At 34.6% G+C, this 22,508-nt stretch carries 19 protein-coding genes; 7 read left to right on the forward strand and 12 right to left on the reverse strand.

The features are described 5' to 3' along the window. Nucleotides 1-32: 32 nt before the first annotated feature. Nucleotides 33-1,712 carry an Hsp70 family protein gene (locus tag JOD07_RS08320; RefSeq protein ID WP_158740746.1) on the reverse strand — a complete coding sequence of 560 codons (1,680 nt, stop codon included), beginning with the start codon at nucleotides 1,710-1,712 and terminating at the stop codon, nucleotides 33-35. 28 nt (nucleotides 1,713-1,740) lie between these two features. Beyond that, complete coding sequence (locus JOD07_RS08325; RefSeq protein WP_204613442.1) at nucleotides 1,741-5,649, reverse strand: DUF5717 family protein; 3,909 nt, start codon at nucleotides 5,647-5,649, stop codon at nucleotides 1,741-1,743. A gap of 293 nt (nucleotides 5,650-5,942) precedes the next feature. Here JOD07_RS08325 and JOD07_RS08330 point away from each other — a divergent pair, with 293 nt between their 5' ends. Continuing rightward, nucleotides 5,943-7,043: a pyridoxal phosphate-dependent aminotransferase gene (locus JOD07_RS08330; RefSeq protein WP_204613450.1), complete on the forward strand. Its 1,101-nt coding sequence runs from the start codon at nucleotides 5,943-5,945 to the stop codon at nucleotides 7,041-7,043. 35 nt (nucleotides 7,044-7,078) lie between these two features. Here the strand turns inward: JOD07_RS08330 and thrC are convergent, their stop codons facing one another. Both thrC and JOD07_RS08340 read right to left on the reverse strand, forming a co-directional pair. Further along, the gene (gene thrC, locus JOD07_RS08335) at nucleotides 7,079-8,566 is read right to left on the reverse strand and encodes a threonine synthase (protein ID WP_204613452.1); all 1,488 of its coding nucleotides are present in this window, start codon (nucleotides 8,564-8,566) and stop codon (nucleotides 7,079-7,081) included. 163 nt (nucleotides 8,567-8,729) lie between these two features. Next, nucleotides 8,730-8,930 carry a cold-shock protein gene (locus JOD07_RS08340; RefSeq protein ID WP_158740753.1) on the reverse strand — a complete coding sequence of 67 codons (201 nt, stop codon included), beginning with the start codon at nucleotides 8,928-8,930 and terminating at the stop codon, nucleotides 8,730-8,732. A 291-nt stretch (nucleotides 8,931-9,221) separates the two neighbouring features. Between JOD07_RS08340 and JOD07_RS08345 the strand changes: the two genes are divergently transcribed. Continuing rightward, nucleotides 9,222-9,971, forward strand: coding sequence for a zinc dependent phospholipase C family protein (locus tag JOD07_RS08345; RefSeq protein WP_158740755.1), 750 nt, complete (start codon nucleotides 9,222-9,224; stop codon nucleotides 9,969-9,971). Nucleotides 9,972-9,986: 15 nt separating this feature from the next. On the opposite strand, the gene JOD07_RS08350 is transcribed toward JOD07_RS08345, so the two are convergent. Further along, the gene (locus JOD07_RS08350) at nucleotides 9,987-10,478 is read right to left on the reverse strand and encodes a GNAT family N-acetyltransferase (RefSeq protein ID WP_158740756.1); all 492 of its coding nucleotides are present in this window, start codon (nucleotides 10,476-10,478) and stop codon (nucleotides 9,987-9,989) included. Between the two features lie 92 nt (nucleotides 10,479-10,570). Here JOD07_RS08350 and JOD07_RS08355 point away from each other — a divergent pair, with 92 nt between their 5' ends. Beyond that, on the forward strand, nucleotides 10,571-10,774 hold the full coding sequence (locus JOD07_RS08355) for a hypothetical protein (protein WP_158740757.1): 204 nt from the start codon (nucleotides 10,571-10,573) through the stop codon (nucleotides 10,772-10,774). On the opposite strand, the gene JOD07_RS08360 is transcribed toward JOD07_RS08355, so the two are convergent. Further along, a complete protein-coding gene (locus JOD07_RS08360; protein WP_158740758.1) occupies nucleotides 10,771-11,154 on the reverse strand; it encodes a helix-turn-helix domain-containing protein in 384 nt (127 codons plus the stop codon). The genes JOD07_RS08355 and JOD07_RS08360 overlap by 4 nt on opposite strands. Nucleotides 11,155-11,304: 150 nt before the next feature. Here JOD07_RS08360 and JOD07_RS08365 point away from each other — a divergent pair, with 150 nt between their 5' ends. After that, on the forward strand, nucleotides 11,305-11,967 hold the full coding sequence (locus tag JOD07_RS08365; RefSeq protein ID WP_158740759.1) for a phosphatase PAP2 family protein: 663 nt from the start codon (nucleotides 11,305-11,307) through the stop codon (nucleotides 11,965-11,967). A 35-nt stretch (nucleotides 11,968-12,002) separates the two neighbouring features. On the opposite strand, the gene JOD07_RS08370 is transcribed toward JOD07_RS08365, so the two are convergent. Both JOD07_RS08370 and JOD07_RS08375 read right to left on the reverse strand, forming a co-directional pair. After that, nucleotides 12,003-12,530, reverse strand: coding sequence for a peptidylprolyl isomerase (locus JOD07_RS08370; protein WP_158740760.1), 528 nt, complete (start codon nucleotides 12,528-12,530; stop codon nucleotides 12,003-12,005). A gap of 61 nt (nucleotides 12,531-12,591) precedes the next feature. Next, nucleotides 12,592-12,852: a (2Fe-2S) ferredoxin domain-containing protein gene (locus JOD07_RS08375; RefSeq protein WP_158740762.1), complete on the reverse strand. Its 261-nt coding sequence runs from the start codon at nucleotides 12,850-12,852 to the stop codon at nucleotides 12,592-12,594. Between the two features lie 228 nt (nucleotides 12,853-13,080). On the opposite strand from JOD07_RS08375, the gene speD reads away from it, so the two are divergent. Then, nucleotides 13,081-13,899, forward strand: a complete 819-nt coding sequence (gene speD, locus JOD07_RS08380; RefSeq protein WP_158740764.1) for an adenosylmethionine decarboxylase — start codon at nucleotides 13,081-13,083, stop codon at nucleotides 13,897-13,899. 37 nt (nucleotides 13,900-13,936) lie between these two features. Here speD and hpt read toward each other — a convergent pair whose 3' ends face one another. The 3 genes from hpt to JOD07_RS08395 all read right to left on the reverse strand — a co-directional run bounded on the left by hpt (nucleotide 13,937) and on the right by JOD07_RS08395 (nucleotide 18,700). Continuing rightward, a complete protein-coding gene (gene hpt, locus JOD07_RS08385) occupies nucleotides 13,937-14,473 on the reverse strand; it encodes a hypoxanthine phosphoribosyltransferase (protein WP_158740765.1) in 537 nt (178 codons plus the stop codon). A 16-nt stretch (nucleotides 14,474-14,489) separates the two neighbouring features. Further along, nucleotides 14,490-16,655: a DNA gyrase subunit A gene (locus tag JOD07_RS08390; protein ID WP_158740767.1), complete on the reverse strand. Its 2,166-nt coding sequence runs from the start codon at nucleotides 16,653-16,655 to the stop codon at nucleotides 14,490-14,492. 65 nt (nucleotides 16,656-16,720) lie between these two features. After that, nucleotides 16,721-18,700 carry a DNA gyrase/topoisomerase IV subunit B gene (locus JOD07_RS08395; RefSeq protein ID WP_204613454.1) on the reverse strand — a complete coding sequence of 660 codons (1,980 nt, stop codon included), beginning with the start codon at nucleotides 18,698-18,700 and terminating at the stop codon, nucleotides 16,721-16,723. 135 nt (nucleotides 18,701-18,835) lie between these two features. Here JOD07_RS08395 and JOD07_RS08400 point away from each other — a divergent pair, with 135 nt between their 5' ends. After that, nucleotides 18,836-19,642 carry a hypothetical protein gene (locus tag JOD07_RS08400; RefSeq protein ID WP_158740770.1) on the forward strand — a complete coding sequence of 269 codons (807 nt, stop codon included), beginning with the start codon at nucleotides 18,836-18,838 and terminating at the stop codon, nucleotides 19,640-19,642. Here JOD07_RS08400 and JOD07_RS08405 read toward each other — a convergent pair. Then, a complete protein-coding gene (locus JOD07_RS08405; RefSeq protein WP_204613456.1) occupies nucleotides 19,635-21,830 on the reverse strand; it encodes a L,D-transpeptidase family protein in 2,196 nt (731 codons plus the stop codon). The genes JOD07_RS08400 and JOD07_RS08405 overlap by 8 nt on opposite strands. A 203-nt stretch (nucleotides 21,831-22,033) precedes the next feature. Here JOD07_RS08405 and JOD07_RS08410 point away from each other — a divergent pair, with 203 nt between their 5' ends. Continuing rightward, the gene (locus JOD07_RS08410; protein WP_158740774.1) at nucleotides 22,034-22,471 is read left to right on the forward strand and encodes a hypothetical protein; all 438 of its coding nucleotides are present in this window, start codon (nucleotides 22,034-22,036) and stop codon (nucleotides 22,469-22,471) included. Nucleotides 22,472-22,508: the final 37 nt, after the last annotated feature.

Below are 22,508 nucleotides of genomic sequence, written 5' to 3' on the forward strand. Positions count from 1 at the left end.
TTTATTTCGCCCATATCCATTGTGCCGAATGACTAGTACAAATCATCCACAGAAAGTTCTGTTTCTACCCCACTTGTACTCATACTTTTAGCCATCACCTTAAGCATGTTATCCTGTCCAACATGAAAGATTACCTTGACTTTCTCTTCTCCCCTTGGTCTAGGAGGAATACCTCTTAAGCTGGTGCCTGCCAGGCGTTTCATTCCCTCTTCTGTTACATAACAGGTCTTCTTTTCGTCTCCGGAGGGTTTTGTGTTTTCATATACAACAATTGCCATGCTGGTTACATTGTCAAAATTCGTCATAAGAAGCTCCTCTGCTTCCACCGTAAGGCCTTCTTTTGGTATATCCATACCGCTTTTTACAATTTCCATAAATCTTCTTCCTGCTATTTCAAGACCTAAGGGGTGAATGGTCTTTTCATGAACAACCGGCCCTTTTACCGTAGGCATCATAATCATATTGCAATAATAAGCTGCTCCCTGAGAAATACTTAATGCAGGACTTATGCGGGATTTGAAAGGTTCTTTATTAAACTTCTCTTTGATTTTTTCCCTGATTCTCGGAATAGAAGATGAACCTCCCACTAAAAAAATCTCATCAATATCTTCAGATTTCAGTGAAGCAGATTTCAGACATTCATCGATGCATTCAATGGTTCTGTTAATCAAATCTTCTACGGATTTCCCCTCCATTTTTTCAAACAGTTCATCGGGATCACCCAGACGATTGACTCTTTTATGATTTAAAAAGGCTTCTCTCGTGATTTCCATATTAATATTGATGATTTTTGGTTCCTGAATGAATGGAGCCAATACCACCTTAGTTGATTTGGCAGAAGAAAGTCTCTCCTTGGCCTGATTTGCTACCTGAGCCAGACGCACTAATGCCGTAGTCTTTTGCCTTTTTGAAACACCATCATCAGCATTTAAATCAAACAAATCAATTTCTTCATTGGTCATTTTCTTAAATTCTTCATAAATCATATCCATGATGATTTTGTCTATATCGTTACCACCCAGATAATTATCTCCATAGGTGCTTAAGATAGAAATCGTAGGCTCATCTGCCTCTGTCATCTTTATATCCAGTACGCAGGCGTCAAAGGTACCTCCGCCAAAGTCATATACCAATACCTTTTTATCTTTTCTTTCGTTTACAGCATAGGAAATGGCTGCAGCGGCAGGTTCCAGTCTGAGATAGATATTGTCTTCATCAAAGCCAGCCAGTTTTGCCGCTTCTTTGGTCATCTTCTTTTGTTTGTCCGTAGAATTGGCAGGTACGGTAATCACACAGCCTGAAAATTCTCCGGCTATATTGAGTTCTTCCTGAGCGTACTCATCTGCTTTCTGCTTTAAGTAGCCCAAGATCTCTCCGGCTATCTGTTCCGGAGTAAATTCATATTCTTTATCATCCACTGTAATTTTAATTTTTTCATCACTGCCCAACAAACGTTTCACAGACAACACAGTACTTTGAGGATATATGATTGCAGCTTCCTTCGCCTGAATTCCAAAAATCCTGGACAATTTGTCAGGATCGTCCGGATCGGTTTCAAATTGAATGGCGGTCGGGAAAATATTGCTTCCATCAATCGGAATGGTTTGAGCCTGACCTTCTTTAAAATCATATACACTGACAACTGAGTTGGTTGTTCCAAAATCAATCCCTAAAAACAGGCCTCTTTCCACATCTAATCCTAATGTTCCCATAAAAAGCTCCTCCTTTATATTCACTGAGCTATAATAAATAGCCCGTATGATTTCTTTGATTTTCATAAATCAGGTTTTCCAAAATCATTTCTGCTTTTTCCATTTCCATGTTTTCACTGTAAATGATGGCATTATTCAACTGACAATATACTTCTTTGACATCATCATTTAAAGCTTTCACATCATAATGATAGGAATATACTTCCGACAAAACACAATTCCCTTCTTCATCCAGCTCTTCAATATAATATTCCATATCTTCATGATAGAATAAAGATACACAAACGGCATATAAATTAAAAGCCACGGGGTACATCTTTTTACGGTTTAAGGGGAATCCCTGAATCTTATAGCAGAAAGTCACTTCTCTTCCCCCTTTTGTGCGGTGAATAAAGGGAATATTCTGTTCTATATACGAAAAATACGGAAATTTGTCTTTATTTTCTTTAACAATCGGGAAAATAAATTGTTTTTCCTTCATCCATTCAAAAATAGGGCGTATGATTTTATCATTCGTATACATCTGAAACTTCGGATAAACATGCAGCATGGCTGAACCCAGAACCATATCCTTTGTATCTGAAAATACCTCCTCAAATATTTTCAAAGTATCCTTAGAAACTGCTTTATTGTTAACCAAAATCTCATAACTGCAATAATCTATAAATTCATGAATCATTGGCGATGTCTTTTCTTTTTCAAATAATGATAAAAACACTCTTTCTAAATCTTCGCTTAATCCCCTGATCCAGATACCCTTTTCCAGTATTTTTTTATCTAAATCAACCGTCGGTTGATCTGATAAAATCAATGCCTCTCTTAATGCAATCCAATCCTTTAGTTTTCCCTCGTAATGATTCAGAAGATATACTTCTATAGTTTTGTCGTATTGTCCTTCTATGAGTAATTCATAACTTGCATTGAGGATAATAGCATGCTGGATTCCCTGTTCAATAGATTTCTTAACCAGTTTAATCTTCGTGCTTTCATTGATTTCATTATATTTTTTTGCCCACTGAACTGCTAAATGCGTTTCATCTTTCTCAAGTAAGGCATTTACTCCTTCTTCTATTTGAGCAGGAGGTAAATGGGCCGGATTTAGCAGCTTGAAATACGGTGCCGCTTTTTCCGAATGATTGCTTCGGGCAAGCAAACTGCCTAAAGCTGCCGAAGTTTTTCTTCTGAAATCATCCGATAAAGCACTGTTTTCCAAACACTCCGTAATAATTTGCTCTGCCTTATGAAATGAAGATATTTCTTTGTTTTCTTCTATCTGGGCTATAAAATAGTCAGTAAGTGCAATCAATAAATCTATCGATTTATGACCTTCTTCGTAATATTCCAATAATAATTCAAAAGGTACGTCGTGAATGAGTTTTTTGATCTCAATACAGTCTTTTGAGTAAAAACTCTTTTGTCTTTGGCCGACACAAAGAATCGTTAAGCTATTAACATCAGAAGAAGCTGCTTCTACATATAAAATATCTCTGTTGACTATATAGGTAGCCATATTGGCTTTTTCTTTTTCCATGATCCAAAGATATTTCACCTGTGGACATTTCACGTGGATTTCATACAAAAACAGATGCTCTAAAACAACTTTTTTAAGCAAATGATTCGTAGGATTTCTCTCGAGCATTTTTAAATAAATATCTATATAGTATCTTCCCTTTCTGTTGTTCCTAAGGGAATTTTCTCCAAATAGAAGGATTTTATTATAATGCATCTGCAAAAGCATCTTATATTGACTATTGGTACAAAGAAGAGAATAAATATAAGCTGTTAATGGTTCATCAAAGGTTTCTTTAAGCAATGCGTTTTGAAGAATGGATAAAGGAATATCCCGGATATCAAGGGCGTATGCCGTTTTTAAATAAGCCTGGTAGATTCCTTTAACATAAATTCTTCTTTCTATTGCCTTTTCATAAATCTCAAGAACATGTGGATCTTTTTGATCTTCATTCATATATGTATTACACAGTAAACTTAAAGTCTCATCAGTATCCAGCTTGTAATGAATCTGCTCAATAGAAGACTTAGGTATTCTAAAATCAGCCTGATTCTGGAGCATCCAGCCGGCAAATACCCTTATGCTGCTATCGTCAATCAATTGATATCTTATTGCCCAGATAAAAGTATTCCTGACCATATCCTTCATATTATAAAAGCTGCTGTAATTGGAACAAAACAACCGAAATACATCCAAATACAATAACGGACTTCTAAATCCATGGGTATAGGCCTCATAATAATATTTGATTTCATTATAATCTTCGTTAAATAATTCTTTTTCCAACTTGGCTTTTAAATAGTATAATACGCCGGTCTTTTGCTCTTTTAAGCACTCATCAAAAATTTTGATAGACTTTTGTATAGACATATGCTTTCCGCGATAATAATCCAATAATGCCTTAAAATAATAAATAATTCCTAAAATCGTTTGATCTGCAGACTTAAAGTATTTCTTTAACTTTAAGTAATTCTTTAATAAGCCATATGCTTCATCATAATTTTCTAGACGAAGATTCAATTCAATAATTAACAGACCTATTTTTAAATCAGCAGGATTCTCGATATATATTGCATTTAATAAATTAAGCGCTTTAAGATAATAATCAGTGCTCGCCCCATCTTTGATCTGACCTTCAATCCAATAAGTCATGGCAGTGGCAAGGTTGTTGCCGGAAAATGTTTCGTCCTTTTTTTCGGTTTCTGACTTTTCTTCTTGATCGATCAAAACTTCCAGGTTAAAGGCATTGATTTTTACCAAAACATCTTCTTCATATTTGTATGATTTAGCCTGAGCCCCGATATGGACCATGGTTTCATAATAAGGTCTTTTCCCCATCGCCAGTTTATCCCAGCCTGTTAGCCGAACCCTGAAAGGAATTTCTGCTCTTTTAGCAATCAGGTATTTTTTTGATTCGAATTGTATCCAGGGTTCATGGGGAGTAATTTGGATCATGGCATCATGGCCAGTTTTATTCTCAATGATCAACAATCCTTTATCTTCTTTATTAAAAGTATCCCTGGGCAGGATAATGTTGAAAACATCTTTTTTAACTACCCGAACCTCATACTCTATTTTTGCATCTTCATAAATAATATAAATATATCCAAAATCTTTCTTATGTATTATTTTATCCGGAATAATTTCATAATTGATGATCAATTTGTCTTTTCTGAAATCTTCATGGGTATAATGAGATTTAGAAAAACGAATCCATTTTACATTGGTTTCTAATTGAATGTCCATTAAGCCCCATCCACTTTTATGGATGACTATACCTTTTTCAATAAATTTTTCTCCCGTAGGATAAATCTCTACTTTTCTTATTTGGTCCTGAACCGATAAGTTAGGCTTTTGCTTATATCCTGACAGTCTCAGAAAATATTCCAGAGCCCAGTCTGTATGAGGCGTCATTGAAAGCTGTTGATAAATCCGTTGAGATTCTAAATCATTATTCTGGGATAACCAATTAGAAAATAAAGGAGAAAAAAAGACATCCTTTGCAATATTCCAATGTTCCATGGCATACTTTGAAAACTCTTTCATGTCGGAGATGACATTCTGTTCGTCAATAGTCAATAGAGGTTTTGTGATATGAATATGTACAAAGATTTCATGTTCTCCTCCATTGGATTCTATCAACCAAACATCCTCGTATTGCTTTCCCCACATCATTTCCTGTGTATCGATGCGGTATAGGATCACCTGCTCATTATTTTGCCATTCCTTTGGAGTAAACTGAGCATAATCCATTTTGGAGAGAATTCTTCCTTTAAGCTGTCCTTCCCCAATATTATTGATTTTTATTGCTCCGGTATATATACTAAAAGCCGAAACCTCTATCTCTATCTCTTGTATAGAAACAGAAAGTATTGGAGATGCCTCAATGTAATCTTCCTTCATAACTTTATACCTACTGTTCTCCAATATAATCCCTCCGACTCTCCAAGATTGGCTCAAACTAATCTTCCATTTATTATTATATCCGAATCCATTATAGTTTTCCATGATTAAAACAATTGTTCTTTACTATAATACATTTTAATGTATAATATTAGAAAGAGTTTGGCTTAGTAAACTCTTTTCACAAGCGTAACCGACAAAATCGATAAAATTTCATTTACGCAAAGGTACATCCTGCCCTGAGGGCTTTTTATTGCATAAGAAATCCAAAGAATTTCCTATGTAATAAAAAATATATTCATGAAGAGGGGACAATCATGGAAAAATCTAAACATTACCAACATGGTGGAGACCTTGAATCCATAGAAGAACACTACGGGATTTCCAGAAATCAGCTCATGGACTTTAGTTCCAATGTAAATCCTTTGGGTATTTCGCCTAAGGCAAAAAAAGAACTGGCACAAAACCTGGATTTGATCTCTACTTATCCAGACCGTAAATACACTCAGCTCCGCCAAAAAATTGCCAAATACACCGGAGCAGATTTTGAATCCATATTGGTAGGAAACGGTTCAACAGAACTTATTTCTCTTTTTATTACACTCATTCATCCTAAAAAGTCTCTAATCATTGGGCCAACCTATTCTGAATATGAAAGAGAAATATTTCTAAACGGAGGACAGGCAGAATACTATCCTTTAAAAGAAACATTAAACTTCCAACTGGATATCGAGAATCTTAAAACCCATTTGTCCGATGAAATCAATTTGCTGGTTATATGTAATCCTAATAATCCCACAGGTTCTTACATATCGCAAAAAGATCTCGGTATTATTCTTGATTATTGTGCATCAAAAAACATATATGTTATGATTGATGAAACCTATATCGAGTTTGTTGAAAACATGGATGAAATCACCGCAGTACCTTTATCAAAATCCTATGATAATATGATGATTCTAAGAGGAATATCCAAATTCTTCTCAGCACCCGGATTACGTTTCGGATATGGCATATGCGGCAATCCTGAACTGATTAGGCGAATGAATGAAATTAAAAACCCCTGGACCATTAATATATTGGCTTCCTTTGGGGCCGGGATTATGCTGGAAGACTCAGAATATATTTCCGCAACAAAAAAACTGATTCATTCTGAAAGAACCAAGATCTACAATACTCTTAAAGATTGGAAAAATATTAAGGTCTATAAACCCTGTGCAAATTTTGTTCTTTTTAAACTGTTAAGGAACGATATTACTTCTTCTATGATTTTCGAAAAACTGATTGAAAAGCATATGATCATCAGAGATGCCAGCAGTTTTCCTTTCCTGAATTCAAGTTATATGAGATTCTGCTTCTTACTTCCAGAGCAAAATCAAAAACTTCTGGATGCCTTAGAAGAAATCATTGAAAAATAAAAAATGAACATGGTGCCCGGCACCATGTTCATTTTTTATTTTAAAATTTCTGCCACAACTTTTTTCATTTCGTCTTTACTGCATACTGTTGTATGAAGGATCGGACGTTTGTCTAAGTCTTTGATACTTTCCGGAATGCTGTTTTTGGTTAATTCACTCATCTTTTTTAATAATTCAAAATCCGAAAAAGCTTCATATTTTTTATCCAATGCCCCCATAACACTGGTTGTAAATTTATAAGGACTCGCAGTAGATGCTATAATCGTTTTAGTCGTATCTTTTGTCTGATCCACATAATCTTTATATACGGAATAAGCTACTGCTGTATGAGTGTCTATGAGATACCCTGTACCTTCAAAGAGCTCTTTAATTCGAATGGTAGTTTCTTCCTGAGTTGCAAAACCTCCGTAGAAGTCAGCCAATTTTTCCTTCATTGCATCATCTATCTCATAATGTCCCTTTGCTTTAAGGCTTTCCATTAATTCTTTTGTTTTATTCGCATCTTCACCGGTAATCTGATAAATCAGTCTTTCTAAATTGCTGGAAATCAGAATGTCCATAGAAGGTGAAATCGTAAGAATAAATTCTCTGTCTTTATCATATTTCCCTGTATTAAAGAAGTCATACAATACCTTGTTGTCATTGGAAGCACAAATCAGTTTGCCTATAGGCAATCCCATTTGCTTTGCGTAGTAAGCAGCCAGGATATTACCGAAGTTTCCTGTGGGCACTACCACATTGACCTGTTCTCCCAAAGTTATATCATTACTTTCTGCCATTTGAAAATATGCATAGAAATAATAAACCACCTGGGGAATCAAACGGCCTATATTGATCGAATTAGCTGATGAAAGCATATAATTGCTTTCATCTAAGTATTTATTAAATTCAGCATCGCCAAAAATTTCTTTTACGCCATTTTGGGCATCATCAAAATTTCCTTTAATGCCTATGACATATGTATTATCCCCAGTCTGAGTCGTCATTTGGCGTTTTTGAACTTCACTGACACCATCCTGAGGGAAGAATACGATTATCTTTGTCCCCTCTACATCTGCAAATCCTTCCAGAGCTGCTTTTCCTGTATCTCCTGAAGTAGCGGTTAAAATGACAATTTCCTTTTCAATATTCAGCTTCTTGGCTGCCGTTGTCAATAAATGAGGCAGGATAGACAGCGCCATATCTTTAAACGCCAAAGTCGGTCCGTGGAATAATTCCAAAAAGAATACACCATCTTTTTTCACTAATGGAGCTATTTTAGAAGTATCGAACTTCTGATCGTATGCCTTGTCAATACATCCTCTTAATTCTTCTTCAGTAAAATCTGTCAGAAAATGCTTCATAATGCAATAAGCCAATTCCTGATAAGACATTCCTTTTAATTCTTCTAAGCTATATTCCAATTTAGGCAGAGCTTCCGGAACAAATAATCCTCCATCCTTTGCAATTCCCTGTACAATTGCATAAGCTGAAGAGATATCACTTTGTCCTCCTCTTGTACTTTTATATTTTAATAAATTCATCAGAAATCCTCCTAAAATGTTTTATAAAAAATTTGCTTAGATTATATCATAAAAATTGATAAATTATAACTTTTTTTTGAATTTTTTGCATCAAAAAACCACCCTTACGGGTGGTATTTTATGTGTAGCGATATATATTTAAATATATAATAATGCTTTATTATTATAATTTAACTACATTCGCTGCCTGAGGTCCTCTAGCGCCTTCAACTACTTCGAATTCTACCGCTTGACCTTCTTCCAAAGTTTTAAAACCGTCTCCTTGGATAGCAGAGAAATGTACGAATACGTCATCTTCTCCTTCTACAGAAATAAAGCCAAAACCTTTCTCTGCATTAAACCATTTAACTGTACCTTTTTTCATTTAAAATCCTCCAAAACAATTATTTATTATTTGGCATATCGCCTATTTTAAGGTATCACACATTTGAATGAATGTCAATGTAATTTCGAAAAATAATTTTAAATTTTTTATAATTGTGATACCTTTACTTATATTATATCCTAATGATAATTTATTATTCACTTCTATAAAAATTTTTATCAGACATGCTCATTTTAGTTTAATATTTAAATCTATGTAATAAGGGATCCAACTTATAAATTCTTATTTTTTGAGAAAACTAAGAGTAATTTTAATGATAAGGGTGATTCTATGAGTCTGTTGGAATCTGCATATGGTAATTTTCTTCGCATTTCCTTTGCTGTAATTAATCCCTTAAAAAAATCTGTGATTAAAACGCAATGTCAGGTTCATAAATTTATTAATGCTGCTGCACTGAATATATTAAAAAATGACGGCTATATTAAAGAATATAGCCTATTTAGCGAATATCTGGACTCAATCAACGAAGGAGCCGTTTGGGCAGATCAGGATTTCAAAAGTATCGGCCATTTTTATAATCCTTATACCAAAAAAGGACTCTACGGAAGAAGAAATGCATTTGATTTATCCGTTAAATATTATAATGACGCCATTCATCTCTGGAAAATTAACGAAAAGAATAAAGCTATGTTCTATTTTGGTGCGGCCCTTCACATCCTGCAGGACTTGGTCATTCCCCAACATGCCAATGTGCGGCTTTTGGATCATCATAAGCAATATGAAACTTTTGTAAAAAGAACCTATAAATATATACAAGAATTCAAAGTGGAAAAAGGCGCTTATGTTCTGGATTCATTAGAAGAATATATAAAATTAAATGCCAGAACAGCAATAAAACTTTACAAAAAGTTCAGAATTATAGAAGATGACGAACAAAGATTTTATCGTACAACAAGATGTATTCTTCCTCTGGCTGAACGCACCACTGCAGGCTGTATGGTAACTTTCTACAGAAATATTATTCCTGATGAAAAAATTAATCGCTATATGCTTCATCAGAATACAAAAACTAAGAATTAAACCGCATACTTTATATTACAGAAGTAATTGATAAAAAAGTATGCTCTGCCACTGATTGAATTTATATCCTACTTCTTTTAAACATCCTGCATACTCAAAATTAAATTTCTTATGAAGACGTATACTGTCCTCATTACCTTCTGTGATCACAGCTATCATAACATGGTATTTTAAATCCGATGCCAGTTTAATAAGCTCTGACAATATTAGAGTCCCAATGCCTTTGCCTCTGAAATCTTTATGGATATAAACAGAATGTTCTACGGTACTGTCATAAGCCCGCTTAGGCCGAAAGCTGGAAAGACACCCATACCCTACAACACTTCCTTCGTATTCTGCTACAATAACGGGGTAATTGTGATCATGCTCTTTAAACCACTGTTTTCTGTCTTCTAAAGTTTTTTCTTCCAGATCAAATGTGGCAGTACTGTTAGAAATGGCATCATTATAAATTTCTGCAATCGCCTTAATATCTTCTTTTACTGCTTTTCGTATGGAAATATTCATTCCGATTCCTCCCATAACTTGTTATAAATTATTATTATAAACGATCATCCATTCATCGTAAATATCATCAAGATACAGAAAGGAATTCTGAAATGGATTTGTTTGATTCGTATAAAACTATAACCACCAGTAAAGAAACCTATGCCATTGTATATTTAAAGCCTTGTCTGTTAGAACTTCCAGACAAGGCTTTACTGGAACAACTGGTTATTCAATATGTAAGGGAAAAAACACCCCATATTCACCGAGTAGAAGTCATTTTAAAACCTCTTCATATCCTTTCTGTCAAACTTTAAGCTTCAACGTCAAATACTTCTGCATTCAGGCAAGCGTTGACCTTTTCCCGATTTTCCAGCTTAGGAATGGAACCTTCAAAAACCCATCGGTCCACACTTCGGGAAGATACTCCCACCATTTGTGCCAACTGGGGAATGGTCATCTTTCTTTCAAGCAATAATCGATACAACTTTTTGTTTTTTACTTCCCATGTTTTAAGACTGCGAATAATGACTTTTTCTTTTGGATGCAGCAATGCATACATTTTACAATATTCTCTGCATGCATTGCACTGAACATGTTCCCCTTCCACAGGTTTTCCACATCGTGTACATAATTTTTTCATTTTTCTTCTTTTTCGCAGTTCTCTCATGGCTTTTGCATTATCATATTTACTCACTTTATTTCACCTCTCGAATCCTTTTTTTATCATTATTTCCATTTTGAGAGGTTTTTAACGTTTTATAGTGATATTGATTTTTTATAATAAATAGTTTATACTGTGTGGAGCAAATATTTTACATTTATTAAGGAGGTCCCTTAAAAAGCCATGAATAAAGTAAAAGTCTTTTTAAGCAATAACCGTCATTTTCTGATCCTGCTTTATTATTTAGTTATTTTACTTGGTTACCAATTATTAAATAAAATCACTGTACCCAAATATTACATGTACCATCCTATTGACCGCTATATTCCTTTTGTCCCCATCATGGTGGTACCTTATGTATTTTGGTATATATTAATTACTGCTTCCCTTGTTTATTTAGGCTTTACCAATAAAAACGATTTTTACAGGCTTGCCCTTTTTATGTTTGGGGGAATGACCATTTGCTACATTATATTTATTATTTTCCCCAATGGACAAAATCTAAGACCTGTGATCACAAAGACCAATATCTTCACACAGCTGATTACTTTGATTTATAGTATAGACAATCCGACCAATTCTGCTCCCAGTATACATGTTATAGATACTATGGGGGTATTTATCGCTCTCAGAAAAAATGAGAAATTGGGCAAGATTAAAAAATTTCAAATTGCCTCTGCTATTGTCACAATCTTAATCATTATGTCTACAATGATGATTAAGCAACATTCTATTCTTGATGTAATGTATGGATTATTAATGAGTTTGGTACTGTATATTGTAATCTACCGTATACCTCTTCATAAATTTAGCTTTATTCGTAAAGAAGCACATCAACGGGTATAAAAAAATCCATCTGCCTTATTAGCAGATGGATTTTTTTATAGTGTTTCAGGCTCCGGATATTCTTCTCCAAAAGTATCTATCGTGATGGTTTTAATTCTTTGCTCTACAATTGGTCGGTCAAAATAATCTGTTTTTACACTGACAATCTCATCAATAGTATCAAAACCTTCTATTGTTTTTCCAAATGCAGCATACTGTCCGTCTAAATGGGGAGCGTCTTCATGCATAATAAAAAATTGAGAACCGGCTGAATTGGGATTTTGAGCTCTGGCCATGGAAATAACGCCTCTTGTATGTTTTAACGTATTATTGAACCCATTAGTTTTAAATTCCCCTTTGATGCTGTATCCGGGCCCGCCCATTCCACTTCCTTGCGGGTCGCCACCTTGAATCATAAATCCTTTAATGACTCTATGAAAAATTAATCCGTCGTAAAATCCCTTTCGAGCTAAAGAAATAAAATTATTCACTGTATTCGGTGCCACATCAGGATAGAGTTCCAATTTGATTTGGCTACCGCTTTCCATTGTAATTAAAGCGATGGGATTATTTTTCACTATCATTTTCCTTTCTTATATGTAGTTGTAATTAGTATGTACATATCCAAAAAAAATAAAACCTATATTATATTCTGCATAATTCTAAATTTCCCTTAATACATTCATTAAAAAACTCCTCTGCCTTTTCTGGCTCAACGGAGTAAATTCTATCATGATCGACTTTGACGGATACAGCTTTGGTACAATGACCTACACAAAAGGTACCTTTAATCACAACTTGATCATTGAGATTATTCTTTTTAACCAATGATTTTAATGCTCTGACAAGTTCATAAGCTCCTTTTGAATGGCAATCGGTTCCTATACACACTTCAACTATAACCATAGTCACTCCTCTTTCTGCAGTATTCTACATACTAAGTATATGATATGGTTATTTCTTTGTCAAACAATTAATGTATTTTGTTGTTTGATGTAATTTATTGTCATTTTGAACAAAGTATTAAAATTTATAAAAAAATTATTGAGTAACTGTTATTTTATGTTTATAATTATGCAGATGAGATAAAATAAGAATAAAACTGTAGTATATGGTAAAGGGAAAGGAGAAAAAATGGAAATTAGACCTATCAAAAAGTTAAAGCTCTATGGATTCAACAATTTGACAAAAACCCTAAGCTTCAACATGTACGATATCTGTTATGCAAAAACAGAAGAAGACCGCAAAAATTATATCAAATATATTGACGAACAATATAATGCGGAACGTCTAACCAAAATTCTTACGGATGTTGCACACATTATAGGGGCTAATATTTTAAATATTGCTCAGCAAGATTATGAACCCCAGGGAGCCAGCGTAACAATGCTGATTTCTGAAGGACAAGTTGTTCCTCCGGATGCATCAGCAAAACACGAATCTCCGGGACCTCTTCCAGAAGCGGTAGTGGCACATCTGGACAAAAGTCATATTACAGTGCACACTTATCCCGAAAGCCATCCAGATGATGGAATCAGTACATTTCGTGCTGATATTGACGTATCAACTTGCGGTCAAATCTCTCCTCTTAAAGCATTGAATTATCTTATTCACAGTTTTGATTCTGACATTATGACAATTGATTATCGTGTAAGAGGCTTTACCAGAGATATTCATGGTAAAAAGCTCTTCATTGACCATAAAATCAATTCAATACAAAACTATATCTCTCCGGATACAAGAAATCGATACCAAATGATCGATGTTAACGTGTACCAGGAAAACACTTTTCATACAAAAATGCTTCTGAGAGAATTTGATTTGAACAATTATCTTTTTGGTGTAGACAAGAAAGATTTGCTTCCCAGAGAAAAACAAAAGATCATTCAAAAGCTCAAAAAAGAAATGGCAGAAATCTTTTATGGAAGAAATATGCCTTCTATGAAAAAATAATAGAGACAGCAAAACAGCTCCCAAAATGGAGCTGTTTTTATTCATAAACCTCTTCTTTTAAAACTGCTATGTATGGTAGATTTCTGTATTTTTCAGCATAATCTATTCCATAGCCAACGATAAATGCATCAGGAATTTCAAATCCAACGTAATCCACTTTTAAATCGACCTTTCTTCGAGCAGGCTTATCCAAAAGTGTACATATTTTCAAAGACTTCGGCTTTCTTCTAAACAAATTTTCCTTTAAATAATCTAAAGTCAAACCTGTATCTATGATGTCTTCAACGATTAGAATATTTTTTCCTTCAATACTGTATTCCAAGTCTTTGAGTACTTTGACTACTCCACTGCTTTCTGTGGATTGTCCATAGCTGGATACAACCATGAAATCAATAGAAAGAGGAATATCAATTTTTCGGATCAAATCCCCCATAAAGATATTAGAACCCTTTAAAATACCTACTACCGTAAGGTCTTCTCCCCTATAATCCTCAGAGATCTGCTGTCCTAATTCTTTTACTTTAACTGCAATTTCCTCTTCAGTAAATAAAATTTCTTTAACATCGTCTTTCATCCTTATCCATACCTTTCTATAGATTTAATTTAAGCTGTGTATTAACCTCTTTACCTTGTGCCGGCAATTCTTTGGCTCTTAATGCCCCCATATCCGTCTCATCATATTCGTCAGGAGCAAGAACTGTTTTAAGAAAAGTCTTTTTGCCCATTTTTAAACTTTGGACACCTGCCGCTTGTCTTTGCCTGCCAACAGGAATCAGACTTGTGTTAATAAGAGCAGCTTTTTCATCATTTCGTACAAGTAAAATATCTATATCCTCCATAACAGGAAGAATTCTTACACATTTGGAACGGCCATAAAAACCACCAACAAGTTTTCTTCTATACTGCTTGGTTTCATAGTATTTAAGCGGTATCTTGATGAGCTTACCGTTTTCAAAAGCAATAAGAATATAGCCTGCATAAGTATTTCCCTCGGAAATAAAAATAATATGCTCATCCTCTTCCATTTCCAATACATTGGGAAGATAATCCCCTAAATTGCTGGCTTTGCAATCTTCCAGTTCATAGGCTTTAATTCTGTAGACATTTTGCTTGTCAGAAAATAATAAGATATCTCCCTTGTTATTCACTTCAATTTCTTGTAAAACTCTGTCTCCATCTTTTAATGCATGAGTTGAATTGGCTCTGTAAGATGCATGAGAAATTTTCTTGATATACTGATGTTCTGTCAAAAAGATTTTAACCCCATAGTCATCAATCAAATCTTCTTTAGAAATTGAAGTAATCTTCTCTTCTTCGATGATTTCACTTTTTCTTGGTTCCCCATATTCTTTCTCTATTCTTTGAAGTTCTTTTTCGATCACTTTTTTGATCTTTTTATCATCCTGAATCAATTTCTTCAGACTTTCAATCTCTTTTCTTAAAGTATCGGCTTCTGCTATACGCTTTAAGATATATTCTTTGTTTAAATTTCTAAGTTTTATTTCTGCAATAAATTCTGCTTGTTTTTCATCAATCTGAAATCCTGCCATTAAATTCGGTACAACATCTTTTTCTTTTTCTGTATCTCTAATGATTTTAATGGCTTTGTCGATGTCCAGGAGAATCTGTTCAAGCCCCAAAAGCAAGTGCAATTTCTCTGACTTTCTGTCCAGTTCGAACTGGGATTTTCTGCGAATACATTTGATTCTAAATTTAATCCATTCGGATAAAATTTCTTTAATCCCCATAACCCTGGGATGCCCGTCAATCAGTATGTTAAAATTACAATTAAAACTGTCTTCCAAAGGCGTCAGGGTATAAAGCTTCTTCATCAGTTCATCAGGGTCGGTATTTCTTTTTAAATCCAGGGTTAATTTGAGTCCTCCTAAATCGGTTTCGTCCCGGATATCGTTTACTTCTTTTATTTTTCCTATTTTAATTAAATCTACTAATTTGTCAATAATGGCTTCAACCGTAGTAGTATAAGGAATCTGAGTAATCTCAATATAATTATTTTTTGCGTCATAATTGTAAACAGCGCGGATTTTGAAGCTCCCCCGTCCGGTTTCATAGATCGTTCTCATTTCCTCTCCATTATATATGATTTTCCCTCCGCCAGGAAAATCTGGAGCTTTCAAATACTGGCAGACATCGGTTTTTTCGTTCTTTAGATATGCTATAGTGGCCTGACATACTTCCCTTAAATTAAATGAACATATATTGCTTGCCATCCCTACGGCAATTCCCTGGTTGGGATTCACTAATATATTGGGAAATGTTGTGGGTAAAAGCGTTGGTTCCTTCATGGTTCCATCATAATTATCAACAAATTCCACAGTATTTTTGTCGATATCCGCAAAGAGTTCTTTACAGATCGGAGCCAGTTTGGCTTCTGTATATCTGGGTGCCGCATATGCCATGTCTCTTGAATACTGTTTCCCAAAATTCCCCTTAGAATCTATGAAGGGAACTAAAAGGGTCTCTGCCCCAACAGTTAAACGGACCATGGTTTCATAGATTGCCTGGTCCCCGTGGGGATTAAGCCTCATGGTTTGTCCAACGATATTGGCTGACTTGGTTTTTCCACCCTGCAGCAATCCCATCTTATACATGGTGTATAAAAGTTTTCTGTGGGCGGGCTTAAAGCCATCTATTTCCGGAATTGCCCTGGATACGATAACACTCATGGCATAGGGCATATAGTTTTGTTTTAAGGTATCGGTAATCTTTTGTGTAGAAATTAATGTTTCCCCCATGATTTTGCTCCTTTTGCATCTTAAAAGTCAAAAATTATAAATACTCGTTTAGATTTAAATAACACTTATATGATGTCCGTATGATCCAGATAAAGATGACCATATTCAGAAATATAGGTCTTTCTTTCCGTTAAATTGTCTCCTAACAGCATCTCAAAAATCTGCTTTGTTAATTCTATATCATCCGGAAGTACTTGAATCAGCCTTCTGGTCTCAGGGTTCATCGTAGTCTCCCACATCATATCGGGATCATTTTCACCAAGACCTTTTGAACGCTGAATGGTATAATTCCCTTTAATTTGAGACAAAATGCGGTTTTTTTCTGCCTCATTATAAGCAAAATAGGTCTTATGCTTCATTCTGATTTCATACAGGGGCGTCTCAGCAATATAGACTTTCCCTTTATCAATTAAAGTAGGTACCATTCGATACAGCATGGTTAAAATCAATGTACGAATTTGATACCCGTCCACATCGGCATCGGTACATATGATGATTTTATTCCACCTGAGCTTGTTTAAATCAAAGGTATGAAGATCTTTGGTATGTTTGTTGTGAAGCTCTACTCCGCAGCCCAGGACTTTTAAGAGGTCTGTTATGATTTCACTTTTAAAGATTTTGTGGTCGTCTGCTTTAAGGCAGTTTAAGATCTTGCCTCTGACTGGCATTATTGCCTGAAACTCTGCATTTCTTCCCATTTTACAAGAACCGAGGGCTGAATCTCCTTCAACAATATAGAGTTCTCTTTTTGAAACATCCTTAGTCCGACAATCAACGAATTTTTTAACCCGATTGACAACATCTATCTTGCCTCCTAATTGCTTTTTGATGTCAATTCGAGTTTTTTCTGCTTTTTCACGACTTCTTTTATTGATCAGTACCTGATTGGCAATTCTTTCTGCTTCGTCTTTGTTTTCTATAAAGTAAACTTCCAATTGCTTTTTAAGGAAAGAAGTCATCGCTTCCTGAATGAAAACATTGGTAATTGCTTTCTTAGTTTGATTTTCATAACTTGTAATCGTGGAAAAAGAATTGCTGACTAAAATCAAGCTGTCCTGAACATCCGTAAAAGTAATCTTCTTTTCATTTTTATTATATTTATTTTCTGATTTCAGATATTGGTCAATAGCATATACAAAGGCACTCTTTACCGCCTTGTCCGGTGCCCCGCCATACTCTAAGAAACTGGAATTGTGAAAATACTCCAGTAAATTAATTTCATTACTGAAGCAAAAACCAATCTGCATTTTAACCTTATACTCTGGCTTATCCTCCCGGTCTCTTCCTTTTGTTTCCGTTTCGAAAAATTGAATGGAGGAAAAGTTTTTATTGTCGCTGATCTCCCTGATATAATCTATTATTCCGTTTTCATAGCAGTATTCGTAGGTTTTATTTTCAAATTCATCCTTTAATACAAAGGTTAATCCTGCATTAACAACGGCTTGTTTTTTTAATGTATCCTGGAAATAAGAAATCGGTATGCGAATATCCGTAAACACTTCTATATCCGGTTTCCACTTTATAATGGTTCCTGTGTATCCCGGAGCGCATTTTTCCTTTTTCATACCTCCGACATTATTGCCCTTTTCAAAGTGCAGGTCATATTTGTAGCCATCTCTGTATACGGTAACATCCATATATTCTGAACTGTATTGAGTAGCACAGCTTCCAAGGCCGTTTAAACCTAAACTAAACTCATAATTTTCTCCGGAATTATTATCGTATTTCCCTCCGGCATAAAGCTCACAAAAAACCAATTCCCAATTGTATCTTTTTTCTTTTTCATTATAGTCCAGAGGAATTCCTCGCCCGTAATCACGAACCATTATAGAATAGTCTTTAAATAATGTGACTTCTATTCTGCTTCCAAAACCTTCTCTTGCTTCATCAATAGCGTTGGCAAGGATCTCAAAAAATGCATGCTGACACCCACTTAGTCCGTCAGAACCAAATATGACACTGGGTCTTAACCTTACGCGGTCAGCTCCTTTTAATAATGATATACTATCATTTCCATATCCGTTTTCTTTTTTATTTTTTGCCATAAGTAAAGCTCCTCTTTCTTCTTTTCTCTCATTAGAGTAACGGCAACAAACGTTCGTGTCAAGTCTAATGTCGGATTTATAAATCTTTTGTCCTATGGTATAGTAAAGATACAGTTTAATTTTTAGGGGGATCTTATGGAAAAATTAAAAGGTGTATTTAAAGCATATAAAAAAAATGGAGAAGCATACTATCGCTCATCCATTACTTATAAAAACAAACATATTAGCTTAGGAAGCTTCAAAAACCCTGAGCTGGCACATAAAGCTTATCTGGAAGCATATGAGATCTTTTTTAATAAAAACACAACCCTTTTAGGTTATTGTGAGGATCATATACTTTCTTTTGAAAAATGGGTCATTCTCCATAATTTCAGAGATAATGGCTACTATTTCGGAAATCCCATTTACCTGCATAAATATTATTTTTCCTATTATTTAGATCCTCAGACAGAACTTAAATTTGATGCAGACGATTTATTCTATTATGCTTCCCATAAAATTCACAGGAAAAACGGGTATTTTTATGTCAATGACTATGGATTTCAACAAAATATTTTAAACCGTTATGGTATCAGAAATTTTGCCGTTAAAGACAGGGATTATCGCTTTAAAAATGGGGACGAATATGACTTCAGACATTATAATATAGAAATCATAAATCCTTACTACGGCGTATGCCAGGAATTCAGAAAAAACAAATTGGTTTATGTGGCCAGAATCAATATACATGGCACCTGGACCATAGGAGTTTACTCTTCTCCTGTTAAAGCTGCCATAGCCTATAATAAAGCTGTGGATTTCGTATTGGCTCATGGAATCAGCTCAAAAAACTATGTCAAAAATTACATTGAAGAACTGAATTCCACACAATATCAAGAAATATATTCAAGCATTAAAATTTCTAAAAAGCTAAAGGAACTTGCCAAAAAGAAGACTAATTGATCCACACAGTTGTATTTCTTGGAATGGTATCATAAAACCATTTGCTGTCTTCAACAGAAAATCTTATACAACCATGGGAAGCCCTTTTCCCTAAAACATTATTTTCTAAAACATAAGTACCAGTTACATCCATAAGCACCGAGTGGTATAAGTAGTCCCCCCAAATCTGAACCCAGTTTTTGCACATATATCCTTTTCCAAAGTACGCGCCTCGTTCTTTGATTGTAAAAAAGCCTCTGGGGGTGGGAGTAATATTGCGTCCCGTAGAGCAAAGCATACTGCGAAGCAGTTTCCATCTTCCATTTTCTTTTTGGAATACATGAGTAATTTGTCTGTCTAAATCTGTCCATACAAAATAATTGGTTTGACTTGTAAATCCTTTTTTGTTCACATATGTTTCCAGTTGTTCTTTAGTCATTCGATTTTTATTGGTAGGAGGGTCCGGGGGGATGGAAACGGAACCCCAAGGAATCCTTCCTGTTTTTCCTGTGGACATACTTTTGCATTGATACCAGCTTCCGTCCTCTCCGTATAAAATTTCCACTTTTTCTCCTTTAGTAAAACCACCCACCGATCGCTTCATTGTCCCAATAATAATTGAAGGTTTTACCAGAGAAAAAAGATTCTCATCCGAGTCTTTTGAAATACCACACACATAATCAATCACTCTTTGGGATTTATAATAGTTTATGTCTTTCTCGTACAGAGGATTTACTGACAAGCTGGTCTTTTTAATGATTGTTCCTATATAAGCTTTCTTTTCGTATGATGCATATTTTTCCAGGTGGATGGTTTCAGAACCATTCTTAGGAATGCTGTAAAATATATCTTCATCCGTACTGAAAGATCTGCTTTTTTCATCATACCAAAGGTGGACGATTTCCACATCGATGGAAGCATTATTGCAATTATACACTTTATTGCCCAGCAATTTGACATTCAGTCCGTCGTTGGTCATATCATTGTTTAAAGTCAGTTTTACTTCTTTTCCATTCCATTCCACACTTCCAAACAGAGATAAATCATTAACATATATTAATGAAGAATTATTTACACTATAACAGGGAATTTTTCTATTTCCTATGTAAACAGATGTGTTTGTGTAAACCACCTTATGGTTTACTAAACTTTCTTCTCTTTTCTTTATTTCTTCTGTAGACAATCCTGTTATTGCCTGATCCTTAGCCCTTTGTATGCAAATGGCTTTAAGCGCATCATTCCAGTCCAAATTAAAGCCATATTGCTTTAAATCAGATAAAAAGATCACCGTTGAATCATTATATATAAAGGATGGGATCTGATAGCCGTTGATAAAAACTTTGGACTGATTTTTCTTTAAAATTCCCATATATGTCCCAGAGTCTATTTTCTTCGCAGCACTTTTATAAGTGGTCATGGATAAAAGTTTCTTAATCTTTTCTGCTTTATTTGTGCCAGATACTGCTTTCATTTTTCCCTTAAATGCCTGAGGATTTGCTTTATAACTTTTTATGCGGTCTAAAATAATTTCAAAATGCTCTGTTTTTACAGCATGATTGTATCCAAATTCTCCTTGATTGATCCCATCAAACAAATATTCTGCGTAAGCTGCTTTTATGTATTCTTCATTCAATTGGCCTTTTATATCACTAAACAGAGGATCTTTTGAATAAATCGGCTGAATATTTAAGACATTGCACATTATTCTTGCTAAATTTCCTCTTGTAAGGACCTGATCTTTTTTTCTATTGGGAATCCCTTTTAAATATCCCTGATTTTCTCCAAATATGATATAATCATCAACAATTTCATTCTCTTCTGTAGGTGTAAAAATTTTGACCAATTCTTTAATGCATTCTTCCAGGGTAATATCTATGTTTTCTATCTCATCTTGTGTTGTTGCATTCTTCGCATTTTCTTCTTGTGTATGACCATCTTCCTGAATCCTTTCAGTTTCATTTCCTGATTCTGTTTCCTCTATTTCTTCTCCTTCTTCTGCCACAGATCCTTCTTCTAGGTCCTGATCATCTTGTCCTGAAATTTCTTCTGTATTAGTTTCCTTATAAGTCTCTTCTATTGCTCCTGTGATCGTTTCGTCTGCATACGCAACCAAAATCGTATTAGAACCAATAAATGATGATAATATAATAATTGCTAAAATAAATATCACCCTATAAATCCATAAAAGAAGTAGTTTTCTTGTTTTCATTCTCAGTCCTCCTATACGTAATTGATGTAAAAACATAAATATAATACCAATTTTTGTAAATTATTTCAAGCAATTTTCTCTTTATTGTTTTGAGAGAAAATACATAAAATATTTGTGAGACAATTGCATTTAATCTGCAAAACTGCTATACTACTGTTCATGAGACTTATTCAAAATTATGTATGCATATGGAGGTCTAAGCAATGAACGAAAACAATGGTAAAAGATTTATTTGGTTATTTGCAGGATTATTCGTAGTATTATTGGTTTTTGCTGGATTAAATCACGCTTCTGGCAGAGCAAATAATACATCCAGTGTTTCATTGGATAAAATGATTAAGGCAATCGTTGAAAGTGATGCCGTGGTTTCTGACATCCCTGATATGCTTCCGGATGAAAGCATGGTTCCAGAAGATCTCATTCCTTATTTAAGAATAGAAAAAGAACGTGCTGCTACTCAAAAATTAGTAGGAGATCTCTTCTATGTTTATGTTCCAAGCACAGGTATCTCTTCCTTGTACTATTATATCAATAGCAGTACCATTCCTCTTTATCATTCCAATGAAGGAATTCAATTTTCCGATGAAACCTTTGCTCCATTCCTGGAAAAAGTAGAGGAAACCTATGCACAAACACTGTAACAGAGATTGATCAATTCCATTCTAAAATGATTCTAAT

It is taken from the genome of Defluviitalea raffinosedens (assembly GCF_016908775.1).
GTDB classification, from domain to species: Bacteria; Bacillota; Clostridia; order Lachnospirales; family Defluviitaleaceae; genus Defluviitalea; species Defluviitalea raffinosedens.

Excerpts from the sequence above, each read along its gene's own strand:
- thrC (WP_204613452.1), bottom strand. The coding sequence starts at position 8,566 with ATGAATTTATTAAAATATAAAAGTACAAGAGGAGGACAAAGTGATATC.
- JOD07_RS08405 (WP_204613456.1), bottom strand. The coding sequence starts at position 21,830 with ATGAAAACAAGAAAACTACTTCTTTTATGGATTTATAGGGTGATATTT.
- JOD07_RS08340 (WP_158740753.1), bottom strand. The coding sequence starts at position 8,930 with ATGAAAAAAGGTACAGTTAAATGGTTTAATGCAGAGAAAGGTTTTGGC.
- JOD07_RS08345 (WP_158740755.1), top strand. The coding sequence starts at position 9,222 with ATGAGTCTGTTGGAATCTGCATATGGTAATTTTCTTCGCATTTCCTTT.
- speD (WP_158740764.1), top strand. The coding sequence starts at position 13,081 with ATGGAAATTAGACCTATCAAAAAGTTAAAGCTCTATGGATTCAACAAT.
- JOD07_RS08365 (WP_158740759.1), top strand. The coding sequence starts at position 11,305 with ATGAATAAAGTAAAAGTCTTTTTAAGCAATAACCGTCATTTTCTGATC.
- JOD07_RS08330 (WP_204613450.1), top strand. The coding sequence starts at position 5,943 with ATGGAAAAATCTAAACATTACCAACATGGTGGAGACCTTGAATCCATA.
- JOD07_RS08370 (WP_158740760.1), bottom strand. The coding sequence starts at position 12,530 with ATGATAGTGAAAAATAATCCCATCGCTTTAATTACAATGGAAAGCGGT.
- hpt (WP_158740765.1), bottom strand. The coding sequence starts at position 14,473 with ATGAAAGACGATGTTAAAGAAATTTTATTTACTGAAGAGGAAATTGCA.
- JOD07_RS08355 (WP_158740757.1), top strand. The coding sequence starts at position 10,571 with ATGGATTTGTTTGATTCGTATAAAACTATAACCACCAGTAAAGAAACC.
- JOD07_RS08395 (WP_204613454.1), bottom strand. The coding sequence starts at position 18,700 with ATGGCAAAAAATAAAAAAGAAAACGGATATGGAAATGATAGTATATCA.
- JOD07_RS08350 (WP_158740756.1), bottom strand. The coding sequence starts at position 10,478 with ATGAATATTTCCATACGAAAAGCAGTAAAAGAAGATATTAAGGCGATT.
- JOD07_RS08410 (WP_158740774.1), top strand. The coding sequence starts at position 22,034 with ATGAACGAAAACAATGGTAAAAGATTTATTTGGTTATTTGCAGGATTA.
- JOD07_RS08390 (WP_158740767.1), bottom strand. The coding sequence starts at position 16,655 with ATGGGGGAAACATTAATTTCTACACAAAAGATTACCGATACCTTAAAA.
- JOD07_RS08400 (WP_158740770.1), top strand. The coding sequence starts at position 18,836 with ATGGAAAAATTAAAAGGTGTATTTAAAGCATATAAAAAAAATGGAGAA.
- JOD07_RS08375 (WP_158740762.1), bottom strand. The coding sequence starts at position 12,852 with ATGGTTATAGTTGAAGTGTGTATAGGAACCGATTGCCATTCAAAAGGA.
- JOD07_RS08320 (WP_158740746.1), bottom strand. The coding sequence starts at position 1,712 with ATGGGAACATTAGGATTAGATGTGGAAAGAGGCCTGTTTTTAGGGATT.